Source organism: Streptomyces sp. NPDC001663, assembly GCF_042893105.1.
In the GTDB taxonomy this organism is placed as follows: domain Bacteria; phylum Actinomycetota; class Actinomycetes; order Streptomycetales; family Streptomycetaceae; genus Streptomyces.
The window spans coordinates 223,285-241,429 of record NZ_JBIAUR010000003.1 but is presented as its reverse complement, the minus strand read 5'-3'; the positions used below and the strand labels follow the sequence as shown (position 1 = coordinate 241,429).

The following is an 18,145-nucleotide window of genomic DNA, read 5'->3' as shown; positions in this document are numbered from 1 at the left end:
CTACCTTCTGCTGCGCGCCGCGCGGGCGATGGTGACCACGGCCTTCTCCAGGGCGTACTCGGGATCGTCCCCGCCGCCCTTCACCCCGGCGTCCGCCTCGGCCACGGCACGCAGCGCGAGCGCGACCCCGTCCGGAGTCCACCCCCGCATCTGCTGGCGCACCCGGTCGATCTTCCAGGGAGGCATGCCCAGCTCCCGCGCCAGATCGGCCGGGCGCCCGCCGCGCGCGGACGACAGCTTCCCGATCGCCCGCACGCCCTGCGCGAGCGCACTGGTGATCATCACCGGGGCGACCCCGGTGGACAGCGACCACCTGAGCGCCTCGAGGGCCTCGGCGGCCCGCCCCTCCACGGCCCGGTCGGCGACGGTGAAGCTCGACGCCTCGGCGCGCCCGGTGTAGTACCGCCCGACGACGGTCTCGTCGATGGTCCCCTCGACATCGGCGACCAGCTGGGAGACGGCGGACGCCAGCTCCCGAAGATCGCTCCCGATGGCGTCGACGAGCGCCTGACAGGCCTCCGGCGTGGCAGACCTCCCGGCCGCCCTGAACTCGCCCCGCACAAAGGCCAGCCGATCCGCCGGCTTGGTCATCTTCGGACAGGCGACCTCCCGGGCCCCCACCTTGCGGGCCGCATCGAGCAGCCCCTTGCCCTTCGCTGCCCCCGCGTGCAGCAGCACGAGGGTGATCTCCTCGGCGGGCGCCCCGAGATACGCCTTCACGTCCTTGATCGTGTCGGCCGAAAGATCCTGCGCATTGCGTACGACCACGACTTTCCGCTCCGCGAAGAGCGAGGGACTGGTCAGCTCAGCAAGGGTGCCGGGCTGCAACTGGTCCGGGGTGAGGTCACGTACGTCCGTATCGGCGTCGGCAGCCCTGGCAGCGGCCACCACCTCCTGCACGGCACGGTCGAGCAGGAGGTCCTCCTGGCCCACGGCAAGCGTCACCGGGGCGAGAGGGTCGTCATCAGCAGTCTTCCTGGCCATCGGGTAAAGCATGGCACGGCCCACTGACAACGGGTCTCGGGCGCCGCTCCCCTACGGCTCCTCCCGCCACCCGTCCCACTCGCCGGCGAACGCGTCCAGCTCCCCGGGATCCAGCCGCCCGGCCTCGTCCCGCAGCACGACCAGCCACTGCGCGTCCTCGGCGTCGTCCTCACCGGCCAGCGCGTCCCGTATGAGCTGCGGCTCCTCGGACACCCCGAACCGCTCCCCGAGCGCCTCGGCCACCTCCTCCGCGGCGTCGCGGTCGGGCAGCACCAGCACATGTCTCACATCACTCACGGCAGCCATTGTCGGGCACCACCGAAGGAACCCCGCAGGTCACCCCTTGCGCACGATCTGCACATCGAGATCGACCCGGATACTCGGCCCCACCACCGCGATACCCCGCGCCAGCATGGTCTGCCAGCTCACCGTGAAGTCGTCACGATGCAGCTCCGTCGTGGCCCGGCACGCCGCCCGCACTTCGCCCTCCATGCCGTTGCCGAGCCCGAGGTACTCCGTGTCGAGCGTGACCGTACGCGTCACCCCGTGCAGCGACAGCGCCCCGGTCACCGCCCACCGGCTCCCGCCCTTGTGCACGAACCGCTCGCTGTAGAACTCCAGCGTCGGAAAGCGCGCCACGTCCAGGAAGTCCCCCGACCGCAGATGGTCGTCCCGCATCCGGACATTCGTGTCGATGGACGCCGCGTCGATCACCACATGCATCGCCGACTGCTCCACCTGCTCCGCGATCCGCACGACCCCCGCGAAGGAGTTGAACCGCCCGTGGATCCGGGCCAGCCCGATGTGCCGCGCGGTGAAACCGATCGAGGAGTGCGTCGCCTCGATCTCCCAGTCCCCCGCCGCCGGCAGCTCCGGCGGCTGCGCGACCTGGAGGGTCACGTCGCCGAACGAGGCGAGCGCGTTCTCCCCGACGGTCGCGCTCGCCCGGTATGGCGTGTACCCGTCGGCCGACACCGCGAGCCGGTACTCCCCCGCGGGCACCGTCGTGACGAACGACCCGAAGGGATCCGTCCCGCCACTGACCACCTTGCGTCCCATGGCGTCGCTGACCGCGAACTCCGCATGTGTCACCGGCGCGTTGACCGGATCCAGCACCCGGCAGCTCAGCACCCCGGCACTCGGCGGGGTCTGCACCGCCGCCAGGGGACTCGTCTGTTGCACCCTGCTCGTTCGGTTTCCCAGCCAGCGGCCGAACATCCACGCCACCCCTGTGCGCCTCGACATCATCTGTTGCCGAAGACGCATTCGATCACTGATGGGGCTTTCGAGGCAACACGGAATGCCTACGCACGAGTAGCAACGACTGGCCCCATGTGACCGGATCAGTCCTTCCGATGGGGATTTCGCACAGTCGGCACCCGGCCGAGCTCGATCCCGAACCGCTCCCGGTACACGGCGAGCACCTCCTCGTCCGTGCCCAACTCCCGCTCCTCCCGCGCCCCGTCGACTCCCGTCACCTTGAACGTGCGTCCGCTGAGCGTGATCCTCCCTCCGTCCTCCGTGACCCTCGAACACACCAGTGACTGCGTGAAGTGCGACGCGGGCGAGGTGCTGTGCCACCACGCCCCGGCGACGAAGTCACCGAGCTCCCGGGGCCGTACCTCCAGCCGGTACTGCGGCCGACCGTTCACGACGACGTCCAGGTCCGGCCCCGCCTCGGCAATCCGGAACATGCCGCCGGGATCCTCCTGCTCCCCCCTCTCCCCGAACACCAGCGGATAGTGACTGTGCGCCCCGAACCCCACGTCCGCCAGCCACTCGTTCCCGTCCACCGTCCGCACCCGCAGCGCGAGATGGTCGTACGGAATCCCCAGCCGGCCGCCGTCCCCGTGCACCCGCGCCGCGAGCAGCGTGACCTCGAACCCCAGCGCACCGAGCAACGCCCCGAACGATCCGTTCAGTTCGTAGCAGAACCCTCCCCTTCGCGCGCCCACCACCTTGTCCAGCAGCCGCTTCTCCTCCAGCACGATCTCCTCGCCGAGGTGGATCGACAGGTTCTCGAAGGGCACGGACTGCAGATGGCGCAGATGCAGCTCGCGCAGTACGTCGAGGGTGGCGCCGGCGGGACCCGCGGGCCACTGCGTGCGCTCGACTCCCAGTCGGCGGAGGTAGGCATCGACCTGTGACGAATTCATGCCCTCAGTCTCGCGCCACCCCCAGCTCCGCGCCCGTCCCCACGACCGCCAGCGCCCCGTCCCGGTCCGTCCGCAGCACCACCGCTCCCTCGTCCCGCAACGCCGCGAGCGTGCTGGGTGCCGGATGCCCGTACGGGTTGTCCCTGCCCACGGAGATCAACGCCAGCCTCGGCGCCACCCTGCGTATCAGCTCCGGGTCCTGATACGCAGACCCGTGATGGGCCACCTTCAGCACATCCACGCCACCCAGCAGCGCTCCCTCCGGCGACCTCAACAAGGCCTGCTGGGCCGGGGGTTCGAGATCCCCGAGGAGCAGGATCCGCAGCCCGGCCGACCTGACCAGCATGGCCACACTGGCGTCGTTCGGCCCGTCCGGATCCGGTGCCGGACGCGGAGGCGGCCACAGCACCTGCCACGACAGCGAACCCGCGCGCCGCCGCTCCCCAGCCACCGCCCGGGTGAGCGGAATGTGCCCTGCCGCAGCCTCCTTCCGTACGAACTCCACCTGATCCGCGGGCTCTTCGAACCCGGTTGTCTCGATCGCCCCCACCGAACGCCCCCGCAGCACACCGGGCAGCCCAGCCACGTGATCGGCATGAAAGTGCGTGAGGACGACCAGCGGGACTCGGGTGATGCCGAGCGTGCGCAGGCAGTGGTCGACAAGCGTCGGATCGGGCCCCGCGTCCACGACCACCCCGCTGCCGTCCCCCGCCGCGAGCACCGTCGCGTCCCCCTGCCCCACGTCGCACATCGCGAACCGCCACCCCGGCGGCGGCCACCCCGTGATCACCCTGGTCAGCGGCGGCTGCACCACCACCAGCACGAGCAGCACCCCGCAGGCCGCGCATAGCCAGGGACGTCTCAGCAGGCGCCGGCCGACCAGCAGGACGGCGACCGTGACCAGGGCGAGCAGCGCCGCCCCGCTCCAGCTGCCCGGCCAGTCCACACCCCCACCGGGCAGCGCGGCCCCCGTCCGGGCGATGCCGGCGATCCACTCGGCGGGCCAACTCGCGCACCAGGCAAGCACTTTGGCCACCGGCATCACCACCTGCGCCGTCGCCAGCGCGGCGAAGCCCAGCACCGTGGCCGGCGCCACCGCGATCTCCGCGAGCAGATTGCACGGCACCGCCACCAGGCTCACCCGCGCCGACAGCACGGCCACGACCGGCGCGCACAGCGCCTGCGCCGCGGCAGCCGCGGCCAGCCCCTCGGCCAGCCTCGGCGGGACCCGGCGCCGCCGCAGCGCCTCGCTCCAGCGCGGCGCGAGCGTGAGCAGGGCGCCGGTGGCCAGCACCGAGAGCACGAAGCCGTAACTCCGGGCCAGCCATGGGTCGTAGAGCACGAGCAGCAGTACCGCCGTCGCCAGCGCCGGGATCAGTGACCTGCGCCGTCCGGTCGCCAGGGCCAGCAGCACGACGGCCCCGCAGGCCGCGGCCCGCAGCACGCTCGGGTCCGGTCTGCACACGACCACGAACCCGAGGGTGAGTGCTCCCCCGAACAACGCGGTCGTCCGCAGCGGGATGCCGAGCCGGGGCGCGAGCCCACGCCGCTCCACCAGCTGTGCCATGCCCGGCGGCCCGATGAGCAGGGCGAGGATGATCGTGAGGTTGCTCCCGGACACGGCGAGGGTGTGCGCGAGGTCGGTCTCCTTGAAGGCCTCGTCCAGCTCCGGGGTGATCCGCGAGGTGTCCCCGACGACCAGCCCGGGCAGCAACGCCCGCGCATCCGCCGACAACCCCTCGGTCGCCTCCCGCAGCCCGCCCCGCAGCCGCCCGGCGAACCGCTGCGCCCCCGACGGCCCGCCCACCACCTCCGGCCCGGCCTTCCCCCGCACCCGCAGCACAGCCGCGACCCGGTCCCCGCCGACCACTGCGGGCGCCAGTCGGGCGACGACCCGCACCCGCGTGGACGGCAACAACTCGAGCCACGGCGACCGCTGCGGCCCGGCGGAGGGTTCCGCGCCTGCTCCCGGCCTGAACGAACCCTGGGTCACCCCATCGAAGTGACGCCCCGCCCCACGCGACCTCGCGTCGACGATCATCAACACCGGCGCCCGCGTCACCACCGCCGTCCCGTCCGCCTGTGCCACCTTCCGCACCTCCCCCTCGATCACCACGGAGGCCGGAGCAAGGTGATCCCCCTTGATCCGAGGCCGGGTGAGCCGTGGATCGGCGGTGACCTCGACCTCGGCGGTCACGGTGGCGTACTGCTCCGCCAGCCCGGGCACGGGCCCTCGCCGCAGGTCGGCTCCGTGCAGCCCGGCGGAGACGGCGGCCGCGGTGACGCAGAGCAGCACGGCGGCGACCGAGACACGCGGCCAGGCCCGCGACGCCGGTGGCCCGACCCGCGCACCGCATCGCCGTACGGCAAGAAGAACGCCCGCCGCGATCAGGCACACGACCGCGACGCCGACGACCCACCCCACCGTCGCGTCCAGCATCACCGCAGCCGTCGCCCAGGCCGCGAGCGCGGGCGGGACGAGGCGCAGGTCCGTCGGTCCTTCCTGTCGGGGATGGGCGGCACCGAGCCGCCCTCCGGAGTGGGCATGGACGGCCGCGCGCTCGGGCGGGAGCTCGGGAGCGCGCGTCATGGCCGTACGAGATTCCGGAGATCGGCGAAGCGTCGGTCGCCGATGCCATTCACTTCACGCAGCTCGTCAACCGAGCGGAAACCGCCGTGCTGCGTGCGGTAGTCGATGATGTGCTGGGCCAGCACGGGGCCGACGCCCGGCAGAGTGTCGAGCTGGTCCACGGTCGCCGTGTTGAGGGCGACCGGAGCCGCGGGAGCAGCGCCCGCCCCGGCCGCAGCTCCGGCGGCCGCACCGGCCGGGCCCGGCGCCGCGGCGGCAGCGGGACCGCCGACGACCACCTGCTCCCCGTCCACGAGGAAACGGGCACGGTTCAGGCCGTCCGTGCTCGTACCGGGACGCACACCCCCGGCCGCGCGCAGCGCGTCGACGACCCGCGAACCGGCCGGGAGGCGATGGATTCCGGGGTGGCGGACCTTGCCGCTGACGTCCACCACGATCTCGGTCCCGCCCGGGCCCGCGGCATTCGGCGCCCCGACCGAACCGCTCGGCCGGGGCTCCCCGCTCTCCTTCCGCTCACCGAACGGAGCCGCCGCCCGCACCACTTCGGGCGCCCGCACGGACTGCGTCCGCCCGGCCCAGAAGTGCTGCACGGCGAACACAGCGGCGACCACCAGCACCGCCGCGAGCGCCAGCACGCTGCGCCGCTCCAGCCCACACCTCGACTGCAACCACAGAGGCATCCGCTCCCGCACGGCGAGCCCGGCCCGCACACGCCAGCCGTCCCCGGCACGCCCGCCACCGGTGTCGGCATCAGCGCCGAAAGCGAAATCGCGATCGGTGTCGCAGCGCCCGTCGTCCCGGGGCAGGGCCGACGGAAGGTCGAAGTCCTCGTCCTCCTCCGTCACCGGCGCGACCGGCGGCCCCGTCCCCGACTCCCGCCACTCACCGGCCCGTTCGGGGAACAGCACCTCCGCACGTCGACGGAGTTCGTCCGCCGACGCATGCCGGTGCCGATGCCGGACCCGGCTCAGGCCCGGTGGACGACGATGACGGATCCGGCCGTCGGAGGCGGGGCCGCGCCCCGGGCCACTGGTCGCAGTCGCTGTGCGTGAACGTGATCGAAGTGCCATGCCACGACGATGGGGCACACCGCCGCTCCCGTGATGATCTTGCTCAATTCCCGGGGATTACCGCCCAGTTGTGGATAACTCCGCCACCCACACGAGTGAGCAAACGTCAGCCGAGGAAACGTCAGCGCGGCGAGACCACAACTCCCAGCAACCCGGGCCCGGTGTGCGCCCCGATCACCGCGCCGACCTCGCTCACATGCAGATCGGCCAGCCCGGGCACCCGCGCGCGCAACCGATCGGCGAGCGCCGACGCCCGCTCGGGAGCGGCGAGATGGTGGACCGCGATGTCGACCTGTGCGCTGCCGGCGCGGGCGGCGGCGATCTCCTCGAGGCGGGCGATCGCCTTCGATGCCGTCCGGACCTTCTCCAGGAGTTCGATACGGCCGCCGTCCAGCTGCAGCAGCGGCTTCACGGCGAGCGCGGAGCCCAGCAGCGCCTGCGCGGCGCCGATCCGGCCGCCGCGGCGCAGATAGTCGAGGGTGTCGACGTAGAAGTAGGCGGACGTCCCGGCGGCGCGCTTCTCGGCGGCGGTGACGGCCTCGTCCACCGTGCCGCCCGCCTCCGCCGCCTCCGCGGCGGCGAGCGTGCAGAACCCGAGCGCCATCGCGACCGCCCCGGTGTCCACCACCCGCACCGGCACCGGTGCCTCGCGCGCCGCGAGGACCGCCGCGTCGTACGTGCCCGACAGCTCGGCGGAGAGATGGAGGGAGACGATGCCGGTGGCACCGGACTCGGCGACCTTGCGGTAGGTCTCGGCGAAGAGCTGGGGGCTGGGGCGCGAGGTGGTGACGGGGCGCCGCTTCTGCAGGGCCTGGGCCAGGGAACGGGTCGAGATCTCGGTCCCCTCGTCCAGCGCCTGGTCACCGAGGACCACGGTCAGGGGCACCGCTGTGATGCCGTGGCGCTCCATCGTCCGCGGCGGCAGGTAGGCCGTTGAATCGGTGACGATCGCGACATGGCGGGACATGAGCTGGAGGTTACCTGCCGTAGCGCCCGGACGGCAGCCCGGCCCCTCTCACCTGGTATGCCCTTGACCGGATCAAGTAGTGCTCTCGGGGCGGGGTTTCTTCTGCCATGGGTACGTGGGGCGTGCTGCGGGCGGGGTGATGGAGGCCCGCGTGGGCTCCTCGGCCGTGCGGGAGCGGGGGGTCTCCGGCCATGTCTGCTGAGCGGTCGCGTTGTCGGCGGCCGGGGCGTCGGGCCACGGCGGCGGGGTGGAGGACGGCTCCTCCTTCGTCCAGTGCCGCAGGGCACCGGCCTCCACGTCTATCTGCGCGCTCAGCGTGTCCAGGTCGTCGTCGGCGAAGCGGCGGGCCCGGTCGCGGGCCGCCCAGCGCAGGGAGTCCGCCGACTGTGTGATGCGCTCGGTGCGCTCTCGCAGTTCGGGCAGGCGCGCGGCGAGCGTGGTCCGGTCGGGCTCGGCCTCCAGGCGCTTGAGATCGCCGTCCAGTTCGTGTCCGTGCGCGCTGAGGCGCTGGAAGAGGCCCAGGGACTCCTTGAGGGACTCGTCCTCGCTCACGCCCGCGTGCAGTGCGTCCTGCGTGGCGCGCATCGACGTGCGCAGCTTCAGCCGCAGTTGGGCCAGCTCGCCCGCCGCTCCGGGCTGGGCGAAGGACTTGGCCCGCAGGGTGTGGTCCTCGACCGTGCGGCGGGCCTGGGTGATCGTGCGGTCCACGCTGCGCTTGGCGGCGCCGACCACCTTCACCGTGGCGTAGACACCGAGCGCCAGGAAGAGCACGAAGAGCAGGGCGAACACTGCGATCACTGCTTCCACTGCGCTCCTCCTCCGCCGGGCACGACACGTATCGCATCGCCTTTCCACGGTAAACGAGACGGGCAGGCCCGGAGTTCCAGAAGAACCCCGATCCTGCCCGTAGGGGACTACCCCGAGGCGTGCGCCCCGGCCCGTGAGCGGCTATGCCGGAACGATGTTCACCAGCTTCGGCGCCCGCACGATCACCTTGCGGATCCCCGCGCCGTCCAGCGCCGCGACGACCTTCTCGTCGGCCAGCGCGACCTTCTCCAGCTCCTCCTCGGAGATGGACGGCGAGACCTCCAGCCGCGCCTTGACCTTGCCCTTGATCTGCACGACGCAGGTCACGGACTCGTCGACGACGTAGGCCGGGTCGGCGACCGGGAAGTCCCGGTGGACGACGGAGCCGGTGTGGCCCAGCTTGCGCCACAGCTCCTCGGCGATGTGCGGGGCCAGCGGCGCGACCAGCAGCACCAGCGGCTCGGCGACCGAGCGCGGCACGACGCCGCCCGCCTTGGTCAGGTGGTTGTTCAGCTCGGTCACCTTGGCGATGGCGGTGTTGAACCGCATGCCCTCCAGGTCACCGCGCACACCGTCGATCGCCTTGTGCAGGGCGCGCAGCGTGTCCTCGTCGGGCTCGGCGTCGGAGACGGTGACCTCGCCGGTCGCCTCGTCGACGATGTTGCGCCACAGCCGCTGCAGCAGCCGGAACTGGCCCACCACCGCGCGCGTGTCCCACGGCCGCGACACGTCCAGCGGACCCATCGCCATCTCGTACAGGCGCAGCGTGTCGGCGCCGTACTCGGCGGCGATCTCGTCCGGAGTGACCGCGTTCTTCAGGGACTTGCCCATCTTGCCCAGCAGCCGGGAGACCTTCTCGCCCTGGTAGTAGTACGCGCCGTCGCGCTCCTCCACCTCGGCGGCCGGCACGGCGATGCCACGGCTGTCGCGGTAGACGTAGGCCTGGATCATGCCCTGGTTGAACAGCTTGTGGAACGGCTCCGCGGAGGAGACGTGCCCCAGGTCGAACAGGACCTTGGACCAGAAGCGCGCGTACAGCAGGTGCAGCACGGCGTGCTCGGCGCCGCCGACGTACAGGTCGACACCGCCGTGCGGCTGGCCCTCGCGCGGGCCCATCCAGTACTGCTCGATCTCCGGGTCGACCAGCTTCTCGCTGTTGTGCGGGTCCAGGTAGCGCAGCTCGTACCAGCAGGACCCGGCCCAGTTGGGCATGGTGTTGGTCTCGCGGCGGTACGGCTTCGGCCCGTCGCCCAGGTCCAGGGTGACGTTGACCCAGTCCTCGTTGCGCGACAGCGGCGTCTCCGGGGACGTGTTCGCGTCGTCCGGGTCGAAGGTGCGCGGCGAGTAGTCCTCGACCTCCGGCAGCTCCAGCGGCAGCATCGACTCGGGCAGCGCGTGTGCGATGCCGTCCTCGTCGTAGACGATCGGGAAGGGCTCGCCCCAGTAGCGCTGGCGGCTGAACAGCCAGTCGCGCAGGCGGAAGTTGACGGTGCCCTCGCCGATGCCCTTGCTCTGCAGCCACTGCGTGATACGCGCCTTGGCCTCGGCGACGCCCAGGCCGTCCAGGGAGACGTCGGCGTTGGAGGAGTTGATGATCTTCGCGTCGTACGACCCGAAGGCGTCCTCCCACGTGGACGTGTCGGTACCGCGTCCGTCGGTCGGCTCGACGATGCAGTTGATCGGCAGCTCGAAGGCGCGCGCGAACTCGAAGTCGCGCTGGTCGCCGCACGGCACGGCCATGATCGCGCCGGTGCCGTAGCCCATCAGCACGTAGTCGGCGATGAAGACGGGGACCTGCTCGCCGTTGACCGGGTTGGTCGCGTACGAGCCGATGAAGACACCGGTCTTGTCCTTGGCCTCGGCCTGCCGCTCGACGTCGGACTTCGAGGCGGCCTGCGCGCGGTAGGCGGCGACGGCCTCGGCCGGGGTCGCGTGACCGCCGGTCCACACCTGGTGCGTGCCCTCGGGCCAGGCGTCCGGGGTGAACTTCTCGACCAGGGGGTGCTCGGGCGCCAGCACCATGTAGGACGCGCCGAACAGGGTGTCGGGGCGCGTGGTGAAGACCGTGATGCGCTCGCCGTCGATGGGGAAGTCGACGCGGGCGCCCTCGCTGCGGCCGATCCAGTTGCGCTGCTGCAGCTTGATCGCCTCGGGCCAGTCCAGCGCCTCCAGGTCCTCCAGCAGCCGGTCGGCGTAGGCGGTGATCCGCATGTTCCACTGGCGCAGCTTGGCCTTGAACACCGGGAAGTTGCCGCGCTCGGAACGTCCGTCGGCGGTGACCTCCTCGTTGGCCAGCACGGTGCCCAGCCCGGGACACCAGTTGACCGGCGCGTCGGAGGCGTACGCCAGACGGAACTCGCCCAGGACGTCGGCGCGCTCGGCGGCGTTCAGCTCGCTCCACGCGCGCGTGTGCCCCGGTACGGAACGCTCACCGGACTCGAACTGCGCGATCAGCTCGGAGATCGGACGGGCCTTGTTCGCCTCGGCGTCGTACCAGGAGTTGAAGATCTGCAGGAAGATCCACTGGGTCCACTTGTAGTAGTCCGGGTCGATCGTGGCGAACGACCGGCGCTTGTCGTGGCCCAGGCCCAGCCGGCGCAGCTGGACCTTCATGTTCTCGATGTTGGCCTCGGTGGAGACACGCGGGTGCGTGCCGGTCTGCACGGCGTACTGCTCGGCGGGCAGGCCGAAGGCGTCGAAGCCCAGGGTGTGCAGGACGTTGTGGCCCGTCATGCGCTGGAAGCGCGCGAAGACGTCGGTGGCGATGTAGCCCAGGGGGTGGCCGACGTGCAGACCCGCACCGGAGGGGTACGGGAACATGTCCATGATGAACTTCTTGGGCCGGGCGACGATCTCCGGGTCACCGGCCAGGTCGCCCTTGGGGTTCGGCGCCGCGTACGTGCCGTCGGCGTCCCAGAAGTCCTGCCAGCGTGCCTCGATCTCGGCCGCCATGGCGGCCGTGTAGCGGTGCGGCGCTGCCACCTCGGCGGTGGCAGCGGGGTTCGTCTCGCTCATGATCCTTAAGCTCCATCGATCGTCTCTGCCAGCGGCTGCGTCGTTCCGGAAACGAAAAATCCCCTCGCACAGGAGGGGACGCCGCGCCGATTCCGATCCATCCGGTCACCGGTGGTCGGGACTGATCAGCGCGGCTCGCTAAGCAGAAGGCGTACGGCACGCATGCGGTTAGGGTACCGCAGGCCTTGAGCACGCCGCGACGCGCTTCCGTATGGGTCCTTGGTGCCTGACACGGCCTGACAAAAACTGAACCAAGGTCAAAAGTTACTTCGCGTAACACCCACTACCGGGACATCGCAACAAGCGCGTTGTCCTTTGATAACAACGCAATAACTCAAACGTCGTACCCACCGGTATGGCGCCGCTTAGAGTGCGGCACCGGGACCGCTTTCCCGAACCGCTCGGAGTTGCCCCCATGAACCCTCGTCGTAGTAACAGCTCGCTTCCCAAGGCAGGCCGGTCGGCCTACGGGATCGCGACCGCTGTTGTTCTGCTGCTCATACCCGTGGTCGTGCTGCTCGGAGGTGGCTGGCTCCAGGACTTCCTCAACTTCGGTGCCGGCGTACTGTCCCTCGTCTCACTCAGCTGCTCCGTGATCTGGGGCCTGGTCGCCCAGGACCGGCTGATCCTCAACACGCGCCAGCGGATCCTGGCGCAGGGCATCCACCGGGTGACCGCCGTCGCCTCGATTGCCTTCCTCCTGGTCCACATCACCATCAAGCTGGCGCTGGACCACACCGTGCTCATCGCCGCGCTGATCCCCTTCAGTCTCGGCATCAAGGGCAGCGCGGGCCTCATCGGCCTCGGCTCCCTGGCCGGCCTGCTCATGATCTTCGTGGGCGTCACCGGAGCCCTGCGCAACCAGTTCGCCTCCCCGGCACCGGTCGCGGCACGCTGGCGCGCCATGCACATGCTGGCCTACCCGGCCTGGTGCGCGGCCCTGATCCACGGCCTCTTCGCGGGCCGCGCGGCCAAGCCGTTCTTCATGATCTCCTACGAGCTCTGCCTGGTCGCGGTGGCCGGAGCGCTGGCCCTCCGTGCGGCCCCCCGCCCCTTCAAGCGCAAGGTCGCCGACCGGCTCGCCGCGCTCCTGGGCAACGAGGAGCGCCTGGGCCGCGACGACCTGGACGCGAGCCGGGCCCGCGTGGCGGAGGCCTCGTCCGCGCTGCCGGGCTACGAGAACCAGCGCCCGGCGAAGCCGTCGGTCACCGACACCATGGGCTCCCCCATGTACGACGTCCCCGCCTCGCGCACCATGACCCCGGAGCCGTCGAACGGCTTCGCGGCCGCCTACCGCGCCGTCACGCCCCCGCGCGAGCAGCAGCCCTACGCGGCGGCCGACCAGACGGCACGCATGGACCTGCCCATGGACATGCAGCCCACGGAGGCGATCCCGCACATGGACGGCGGCAACACGGGCAGCTGGCCGGTCCCGTCGCCCCCGCCGGTCGGCGAGGCGCCCCCGTCGGCGTACGACCCCATGCAGGACACCGGATACAACATCCCGACCTATGGCAATTCGGGCACCGCTGCCTACCGCAACAGTGATGTGTACGACACCGGTGAGACGAACAACCTCTACGGCACGTACAACCCGAACGACACGTACAACAGCGGTCCCGCCAACGAACCATCGCCCGGTGCGTCCTTCGACTCGCCGGGATCGGGCGAACCTTGGAACACGCCTTCCGGAGGCTATAGGTGAACGAGGCCCTGCCCGACGTCCCGGAAGTCCGCGTGGTCGGACTTCCGCAACTCACGTCTGGCTTCGACCTTGTCGAAAGACTCGATCTGCCCATGCACCTCAAGGTGCACGGGCCGCTCGAACCCCTGGGCGGCGAGCAGCTCGCCAAGCTCGCCGAGAACATCAACCTGAAGGGCCGCGGCGGCGCGGGCTTCCCCTTCCACAAGAAGCTGCGCTCGGTCGCCGAAGCGGCGATCAAGCGCGGAGTACGGCCGGTCGTCGTCGTCAACGGAAGCGAGGACGAGCCGGCCTGCCGCAAGGACACGGTGCTGATCAACCGTGCCCCGCACCTCATCCTCGACGGCGCGCTGCTGGTCGCGGAGGCCCTGGGTGCCCGCACGCTCGTGGTGGGGGTCACCCGTGAGTCGACGCAGCGCTCGATGGAGGCCGCGCTCGCCGAACGCGGCCTCAGCAACAGCCGCCGATCAGCGATACGCGCGAGCGTGCAGCGCAACCCCGTCCGCATGGTCACAGGAGCGGCGGCCTCGCTGATCCGCTCGATCGACGGCGGCCCGGCGATCCCGCCCGGCCGCAAGGTCAGCGCCTCCCAGAACGGCGTCGGCGGCGCACCCACACTCCTGTCGAACGCCGAGACCTTCGCCCAGCTGGCCATCGCGGCCCGCATCGGCCCGGAGCGCTACGGCAACACCGGTCTGTACGACGAGCCGGGCACCGTCATGCTGACGGTCTCCGGCGCGGTCGCCCGTCCCATGGTCATCGAGGTGCCCACGGGCGTCCCGCTGCGCTACGTCCTCCAGCTCGCCGGCGCCCCGCCGGTCCCGCAGGGCGTCCTGACGGGCGGTTACCACGGCAAGTGGATCGACGCGGCGACGGTCAACGAGGCGATCGTCTCCCGCAACTCCCTGGACGCGGTGGGCGGTGCGCTCGGCGCCGGCGCCATCCTGCCCATCACACAGGAGACTTGTCCGCTGGGCGAGTCGCTGCGCGTGGCGCAGTGGCTGGCGGAGGAGAGCGCGGGACAGTGCGGTCCCTGCTACCTCGGCCTGCCCGCCGCCGCGCGCGGCATGGCCGACATCCTCAACGGCGGCGGCCCAGCGGCCCTTGAGGCGCTCAAGCAGGTCGCCAAGAACGTGAAACGGCGCGGCGCCTGCTCGCACCCGGACGGCTCCGCGATGTTCCTGGAGTCGACCATCAAGGCGTTCACCGACGACCTGGCCGCGCACGTCCTCGGAAACGGCTGCGGACGGCCCGTGGAGGGCGTTCTGCCGCTCTTCGAGGGCGGCCAGCTGCCCACGGGCATCCCGGGCGGCGGCGAGCCCGAGGAGAACGGTCCCAGCCGCCAGAAGATCTACGTCGACTGGACGCTGTGCCGGGGCCACGGCCTCTGCGCGGACATCCTCCCCGAGGTCTTCGAACTCGGCGCCGACGGCTTCCCGACCGTTGCCCAGGCCCAGGTGCCGCGCTACGCGGAGGCCAAGGCGCTGCGCGCGGTCCGCCGCTGCCCGGCACTCGCCCTGCGCATCGAGGAGGAGACGCCCCGGGACAAGACCCCGTCCCGCAACCTCCCGGTCCTCTCCCAGGGCCGCGGACGACGCGCACTGGGCCGCTGACGCACGCACCACGAAGGGCCGCCCGAACCGGGCGGCCCTTCCGTATTTCCCAACTCCCCCTGGACACACGAAAGATCCCGCCGGATCGAGATGATCCGGCGGGATCTGAATGTGGAGCTAAGGAGAATTGAACTCCTGACCTCCTGCATGCCATGCAGGCGCTCTACCAACTGAGCTATAGCCCCTTGCGGTGTTCCGCGGAGGTTTCCCCCGGCGGCTGCGCCAACATTACACGGTCCCCCGGGTGGAACACCAAATCGTTTCCGGGGGCGGCCCGGGTCAAGCCGTCACGAACGAGTAGAACCGCTTGAGAGTGCAGTGCTCCTCAAGGAGACGGCCGTAGATCGGCTCGCCCTCCAGTTCGCGGTACGTCTCGATCGGGTCGCCCTTTATGATCAGCGCCCGCGCGCACTCCTCGCACCAGTACTGGTAGTCGGGATTGACCGGTTCCATGTCCCGGACGATCGGCGTCCCACTACCGCACCAGTCGCACTTTCGCCTGTGTGCACCCATCGATCAGCTCCAGCTGTGGCCGCAGGCCGTGCACACGTAGGAAATTCCGCCATTGTCGCCAAGGACCTGGGCCACATGGGCGGAACCGCAGGAAGGGCAGCTCAGACGGGTGACCGTGTCCCGTGTCGACGCCGCTTCGAGGAGGTGGCCGACCTCCTCGAGGATGCTCGCAGGCATCACTGCTCCCTCCCGTCGGGCCGCGCCCCCTTCCGGCCGTTTGATTCTGCCACGGCCGGACCGATACGGTCAGCGACGCCTCCGTACCAGTCCGGACACGGCACCCACCGCGGCCGTCCCGGCCAGCGCGAACATGCACGCCAAAAGCGCCTCCGCAGAGGTATACGCCTCCGGGCCCCCAAGTGACTCAAGCCGGTTCAAGAACAGTGTGCCGAACGCGGCGACTCCGGTCAGCTGTCCGAGCTGCGCGACTGTGGCGAGCAGTCCGCTGGCGTCCGCCGCGTCCTCCGGCCGGACCGTGGCCAGGGCCCGCGTCAGAGTCGGGCTGAAACCGAGCGCGAGTCCCACGCCTACGCCTGCGTACGCCACGTACAGCAGCGCTCCGCCCTCGTCGCCGCCCTTCAGGACCATGCCCACGCCCGCCACGGACAGCGCGGTGAGCACGAACCCGGCGGGCGTCAGCAGCCGCTGCCAGGAGGCAGGCCACCGACGCCAGGTCAGACCCACCGCTCCGAAGACGACCGCGGTCGGCGCGAAGGTGAGGCCCGCCCGCAGGGCGCTGTAGCCGAGGCCGCCCTGGACATGCAGGGTCAGCGCGAACAGGAAGCCGCCGTTGACGGCCATGACCGCAAGGATGCGGAAGACGGCCAGGGCCATGCCGGGGTGACGAAGCACACGTGGCGCGATGAGCGGGGCGCCGCCGCGCCGGGCGAGCCGGGTCTCGTAGAAGCAGAACAGCGCGAACAGCACCGCGGCGGCGGCCAGCGACAGCCAGGACCACAGCGGCCAGTCCTCCTCCTGCCCGAGCACCAGAGGCACCGTGAACAGCGACACGGCCGCGCCGAGCAGCACCAGCCCCGGCAGGTCGAGGCCGCGTGCCCGCTCCCGCGCCGCCTCACTGGCGGGCAGTACGCGACTTCCTACGGCCAGCAGTACGAGACCCACCGGCACGTTCACGAGGAACACCGGCCGCCAGCTCGTGCCGAACAGATCGGCGCTGACCAGGACTCCGCCGACGACCTGACCGGCCGCCGCACCGACCGCGATGACCGCCGAGTACACGCCGAGCGCCCGGGCCCTGGCCTCGCCGGTGAAGTTGCGCTGGATCAGGCTGAGCACCTGCGGGATCATCACGGCCGAGCCGGCGCCCTGCACCAGCCGGAACACGATGAGTTCGGTCGAGCCCCGGGCCAGCCCGCAGGCGAGCGAGGCGGCGGTGAACAGGGCGAGCCCGGCCAGATGGACACGACCGTGCCCCAGCCGGTCGCCGAGCCGGGCACCGGTGATCAGCAACACCGAGTAGGTGATGGCGTATCCGGCGATGACCAGCTGCAAGTCGGCGCCCGAGGCGTGGAGTTCGGTGCCGATGGTCGGGGCCGCGACGTTCACGATGAACACGTCGAGCAGCGCCATGAACTGGGCGGCGAGCACGAGGGCGAGCAGCGCCCGGGGCCGATTGTCAGTGGCGGGTGTTTCACTTTTCGCAGGACTTGGAACCGGGGCAGAACCCGGTTCCGTACGGGGAGTTGTCGTCATGCCGTCGAGCCTGACGACGCCCCGGTACGGGTGCCGAGAGCCCGCCGATGCTGGTACTGACAGCACCTGGCAGGGGACAAGTCCGGCATCGAGGATGGTCGTGACGAGGGGGACGTGACGATGGCGACGACACACCGACGACGGCCCGAGCTGGCCGCGTTCCTGCGCAGCAGGCGGGCCCGGGTGACGCCCGCGGACGTGGGCATGCCGCCGGGCCTGCGGCGCCGCACGCCGGGGCTGCGCCGCGAGGAGGTCGCCCAGCTCTCGGGCGTGGGCGTGACCTGGTACACATGGCTCGAGCAGGGCAGACCGATCAACGCCTCGGCGCAGGTCCTGGACGCCGTGGCGCGCACCCTGCGACTGGATCCGCCGGAGCGGGAGCATCTCTACCACCTGGCGGAGGTGCCGTTCACGACCGCCCCGGAGGCCCTCGCGCAGACGGTGGGCCCGGAGATCCAGGGCATCATCGACGCCCTCGACCCGCGCCCCGCGGTGGTCTACAACTCGCGCTACGACATCCTGGCCGCCAACCCCGTCTACCGCGACCTGTTCCACACGGAGCCGATACCGCCCGACCGCCCTGCCAACGCGCTGTGGAAGCTGTTCACGGTGCCCGAGGACGACTGCCCGCTGCTGTTCCGGGAGACCGAGCTGCCGGTCATGGTGGCGACCCTGCGCGCCTCGTACGGACTGCATGCCGGGGAGCCGGTCTGGGAGGACTTCATACGCAGGCTGTCGGCGGCGAGCCCTCTGTTCGCCCGGCTGTGGGAGAGCGGCGACGTGGCGGAGCCGGGGCGACGGGTGAAGGTCTTCCGGCACGCGGACGTGGGCGAGTTGCGGATGACGTCGGTGTCCCTGTCGGTCAACGGCATGCCGGAGTGCCGGATCGTCGTCTACACGCCGGAGGACGAGGAGACGGCGCAGCGCACGGCACTGCTGAGGGAGCGCAGGGAGAAACTGTGGCCGCCGTCGCGGGAGTCCTGGGTGCAATGAAAAATCCCGCCCCCTTGAAGGG

15 protein-coding genes and 1 tRNA gene are annotated in these 18,145 nt (G+C 71.0%); 3 read left to right on the top strand and 13 right to left on the bottom strand.

Annotated elements, in window-relative coordinates:
• From holA to leuS, 9 genes are all read right to left on the bottom strand, one after another.
• Positions 1-984, bottom strand: a complete 984-nt coding sequence (gene holA, locus ACFY1L_RS11605) for a DNA polymerase III subunit delta (RefSeq protein ID WP_388821753.1) — start codon at positions 982-984, stop codon at positions 1-3.
• Positions 985-1,035: 51 nt separating this feature from the next.
• The gene (locus tag ACFY1L_RS11600; protein WP_388821750.1) at positions 1,036-1,281 is read right to left on the bottom strand and encodes a hypothetical protein; all 246 of its coding nucleotides are present in this window, start codon (positions 1,279-1,281) and stop codon (positions 1,036-1,038) included.
• A 39-nt stretch (positions 1,282-1,320) separates the two neighbouring features.
• Positions 1,321-2,202, bottom strand: a complete 882-nt coding sequence (locus ACFY1L_RS11595) for a YceI family protein (protein ID WP_388821747.1) — start codon at positions 2,200-2,202, stop codon at positions 1,321-1,323.
• 125 nt (positions 2,203-2,327) lie between these two features.
• Positions 2,328-3,140 carry an arylamine N-acetyltransferase gene (locus ACFY1L_RS11590; RefSeq protein ID WP_388821744.1) on the bottom strand — a complete coding sequence of 271 codons (813 nt, stop codon included), beginning with the start codon at positions 3,138-3,140 and terminating at the stop codon, positions 2,328-2,330.
• A gap of 4 nt (positions 3,141-3,144) precedes the next feature.
• A complete protein-coding gene (locus ACFY1L_RS11585; protein WP_388821741.1) occupies positions 3,145-5,730 on the bottom strand; it encodes a ComEC/Rec2 family competence protein in 2,586 nt (861 codons plus the stop codon).
• Entirely contained in the window at positions 5,727-6,800 is a 1,074-nt protein-coding gene (locus ACFY1L_RS11580) for a helix-hairpin-helix domain-containing protein (protein ID WP_388821738.1), read from the bottom strand. The genes ACFY1L_RS11585 and ACFY1L_RS11580 overlap by 4 nt, the downstream gene beginning before the upstream one ends.
• A 121-nt stretch (positions 6,801-6,921) precedes the next feature.
• On the bottom strand, positions 6,922-7,767 hold the full coding sequence (locus ACFY1L_RS11575) for a DegV family protein (protein WP_388821735.1): 846 nt from the start codon (positions 7,765-7,767) through the stop codon (positions 6,922-6,924).
• 72 nt (positions 7,768-7,839) lie between these two features.
• The gene (locus ACFY1L_RS11570; protein ID WP_388821732.1) at positions 7,840-8,574 is read right to left on the bottom strand and encodes a hypothetical protein; all 735 of its coding nucleotides are present in this window, start codon (positions 8,572-8,574) and stop codon (positions 7,840-7,842) included.
• A gap of 141 nt (positions 8,575-8,715) precedes the next feature.
• On the bottom strand, positions 8,716-11,589 hold the full coding sequence (gene leuS / locus ACFY1L_RS11565; protein WP_388821729.1) for a leucine--tRNA ligase: 2,874 nt from the start codon (positions 11,587-11,589) through the stop codon (positions 8,716-8,718).
• Between the two features lie 415 nt (positions 11,590-12,004).
• Here leuS and ACFY1L_RS11560 point away from each other — a divergent pair, with 415 nt between their 5' ends.
• Positions 12,005-13,294 carry a cytochrome b/b6 domain-containing protein gene (locus ACFY1L_RS11560; protein WP_388821726.1) on the top strand — a complete coding sequence of 430 codons (1,290 nt, stop codon included), beginning with the start codon at positions 12,005-12,007 and terminating at the stop codon, positions 13,292-13,294.
• Positions 13,291-14,904, top strand: a complete 1,614-nt coding sequence (locus tag ACFY1L_RS11555) for an NADH-ubiquinone oxidoreductase-F iron-sulfur binding region domain-containing protein (RefSeq protein ID WP_388821723.1) — start codon at positions 13,291-13,293, stop codon at positions 14,902-14,904. Before ACFY1L_RS11560 ends, ACFY1L_RS11555 begins: the two co-directional genes overlap by 4 nt.
• Positions 14,905-15,016: 112 nt before the next feature.
• Here the strand turns inward: ACFY1L_RS11555 and ACFY1L_RS11550 are convergent.
• The 4 genes from ACFY1L_RS11550 to ACFY1L_RS11535 all read right to left on the bottom strand — a co-directional run bounded on the left by ACFY1L_RS11550 (position 15,017) and on the right by ACFY1L_RS11535 (position 17,025).
• A tRNA-Ala gene (locus ACFY1L_RS11550) sits at positions 15,017-15,089 on the bottom strand.
• Positions 15,090-15,183: 94 nt separating this feature from the next.
• A complete protein-coding gene (locus tag ACFY1L_RS11545) occupies positions 15,184-15,417 on the bottom strand; it encodes a hypothetical protein (RefSeq protein ID WP_003976229.1) in 234 nt (77 codons plus the stop codon).
• A 3-nt stretch (positions 15,418-15,420) separates the two neighbouring features.
• Entirely contained in the window at positions 15,421-15,594 is a 174-nt protein-coding gene (locus ACFY1L_RS11540; RefSeq protein ID WP_388821720.1) for a hypothetical protein, read from the bottom strand.
• Between the two features lie 69 nt (positions 15,595-15,663).
• Positions 15,664-17,025: an MFS transporter gene (locus ACFY1L_RS11535; RefSeq protein ID WP_388821717.1), complete on the bottom strand. Its 1,362-nt coding sequence runs from the start codon at positions 17,023-17,025 to the stop codon at positions 15,664-15,666.
• A 225-nt stretch (positions 17,026-17,250) separates the two neighbouring features.
• Between ACFY1L_RS11535 and ACFY1L_RS11530 the strand changes: the two genes are divergently transcribed.
• Complete coding sequence (locus tag ACFY1L_RS11530; RefSeq protein ID WP_388821714.1) at positions 17,251-18,123, top strand: helix-turn-helix transcriptional regulator; 873 nt, start codon at positions 17,251-17,253, stop codon at positions 18,121-18,123.
• Positions 18,124-18,145: the final 22 nt, after the last annotated feature.

Coding starts and splice junctions, on each gene's coding strand:
- holA (WP_388821753.1), bottom strand. CDS start 984: ATGGCCAGGAAGACTGCTGATGACGACCCTCTCGCCCCGGTGACGCTT.
- ACFY1L_RS11595 (WP_388821747.1), bottom strand. CDS start 2,202: ATGTTCGGCCGCTGGCTGGGAAACCGAACGAGCAGGGTGCAACAGACG.
- ACFY1L_RS11590 (WP_388821744.1), bottom strand. CDS start 3,140: ATGAATTCGTCACAGGTCGATGCCTACCTCCGCCGACTGGGAGTCGAG.
- ACFY1L_RS11585 (WP_388821741.1), bottom strand. CDS start 5,730: ATGACGCGCGCTCCCGAGCTCCCGCCCGAGCGCGCGGCCGTCCATGCC.
- ACFY1L_RS11580 (WP_388821738.1), bottom strand. CDS start 6,800: ATGGCACTTCGATCACGTTCACGCACAGCGACTGCGACCAGTGGCCCG.
- ACFY1L_RS11575 (WP_388821735.1), bottom strand. CDS start 7,767: ATGTCCCGCCATGTCGCGATCGTCACCGATTCAACGGCCTACCTGCCG.
- leuS (WP_388821729.1), bottom strand. CDS start 11,589: ATGAGCGAGACGAACCCCGCTGCCACCGCCGAGGTGGCAGCGCCGCAC.
- ACFY1L_RS11560 (WP_388821726.1), top strand. CDS start 12,005: ATGAACCCTCGTCGTAGTAACAGCTCGCTTCCCAAGGCAGGCCGGTCG.
- ACFY1L_RS11545 (WP_003976229.1), bottom strand. CDS start 15,417: ATGGGTGCACACAGGCGAAAGTGCGACTGGTGCGGTAGTGGGACGCCG.
- ACFY1L_RS11540 (WP_388821720.1), bottom strand. CDS start 15,594: ATGCCTGCGAGCATCCTCGAGGAGGTCGGCCACCTCCTCGAAGCGGCG.
- ACFY1L_RS11530 (WP_388821714.1), top strand. CDS start 17,251: ATGGCGACGACACACCGACGACGGCCCGAGCTGGCCGCGTTCCTGCGC.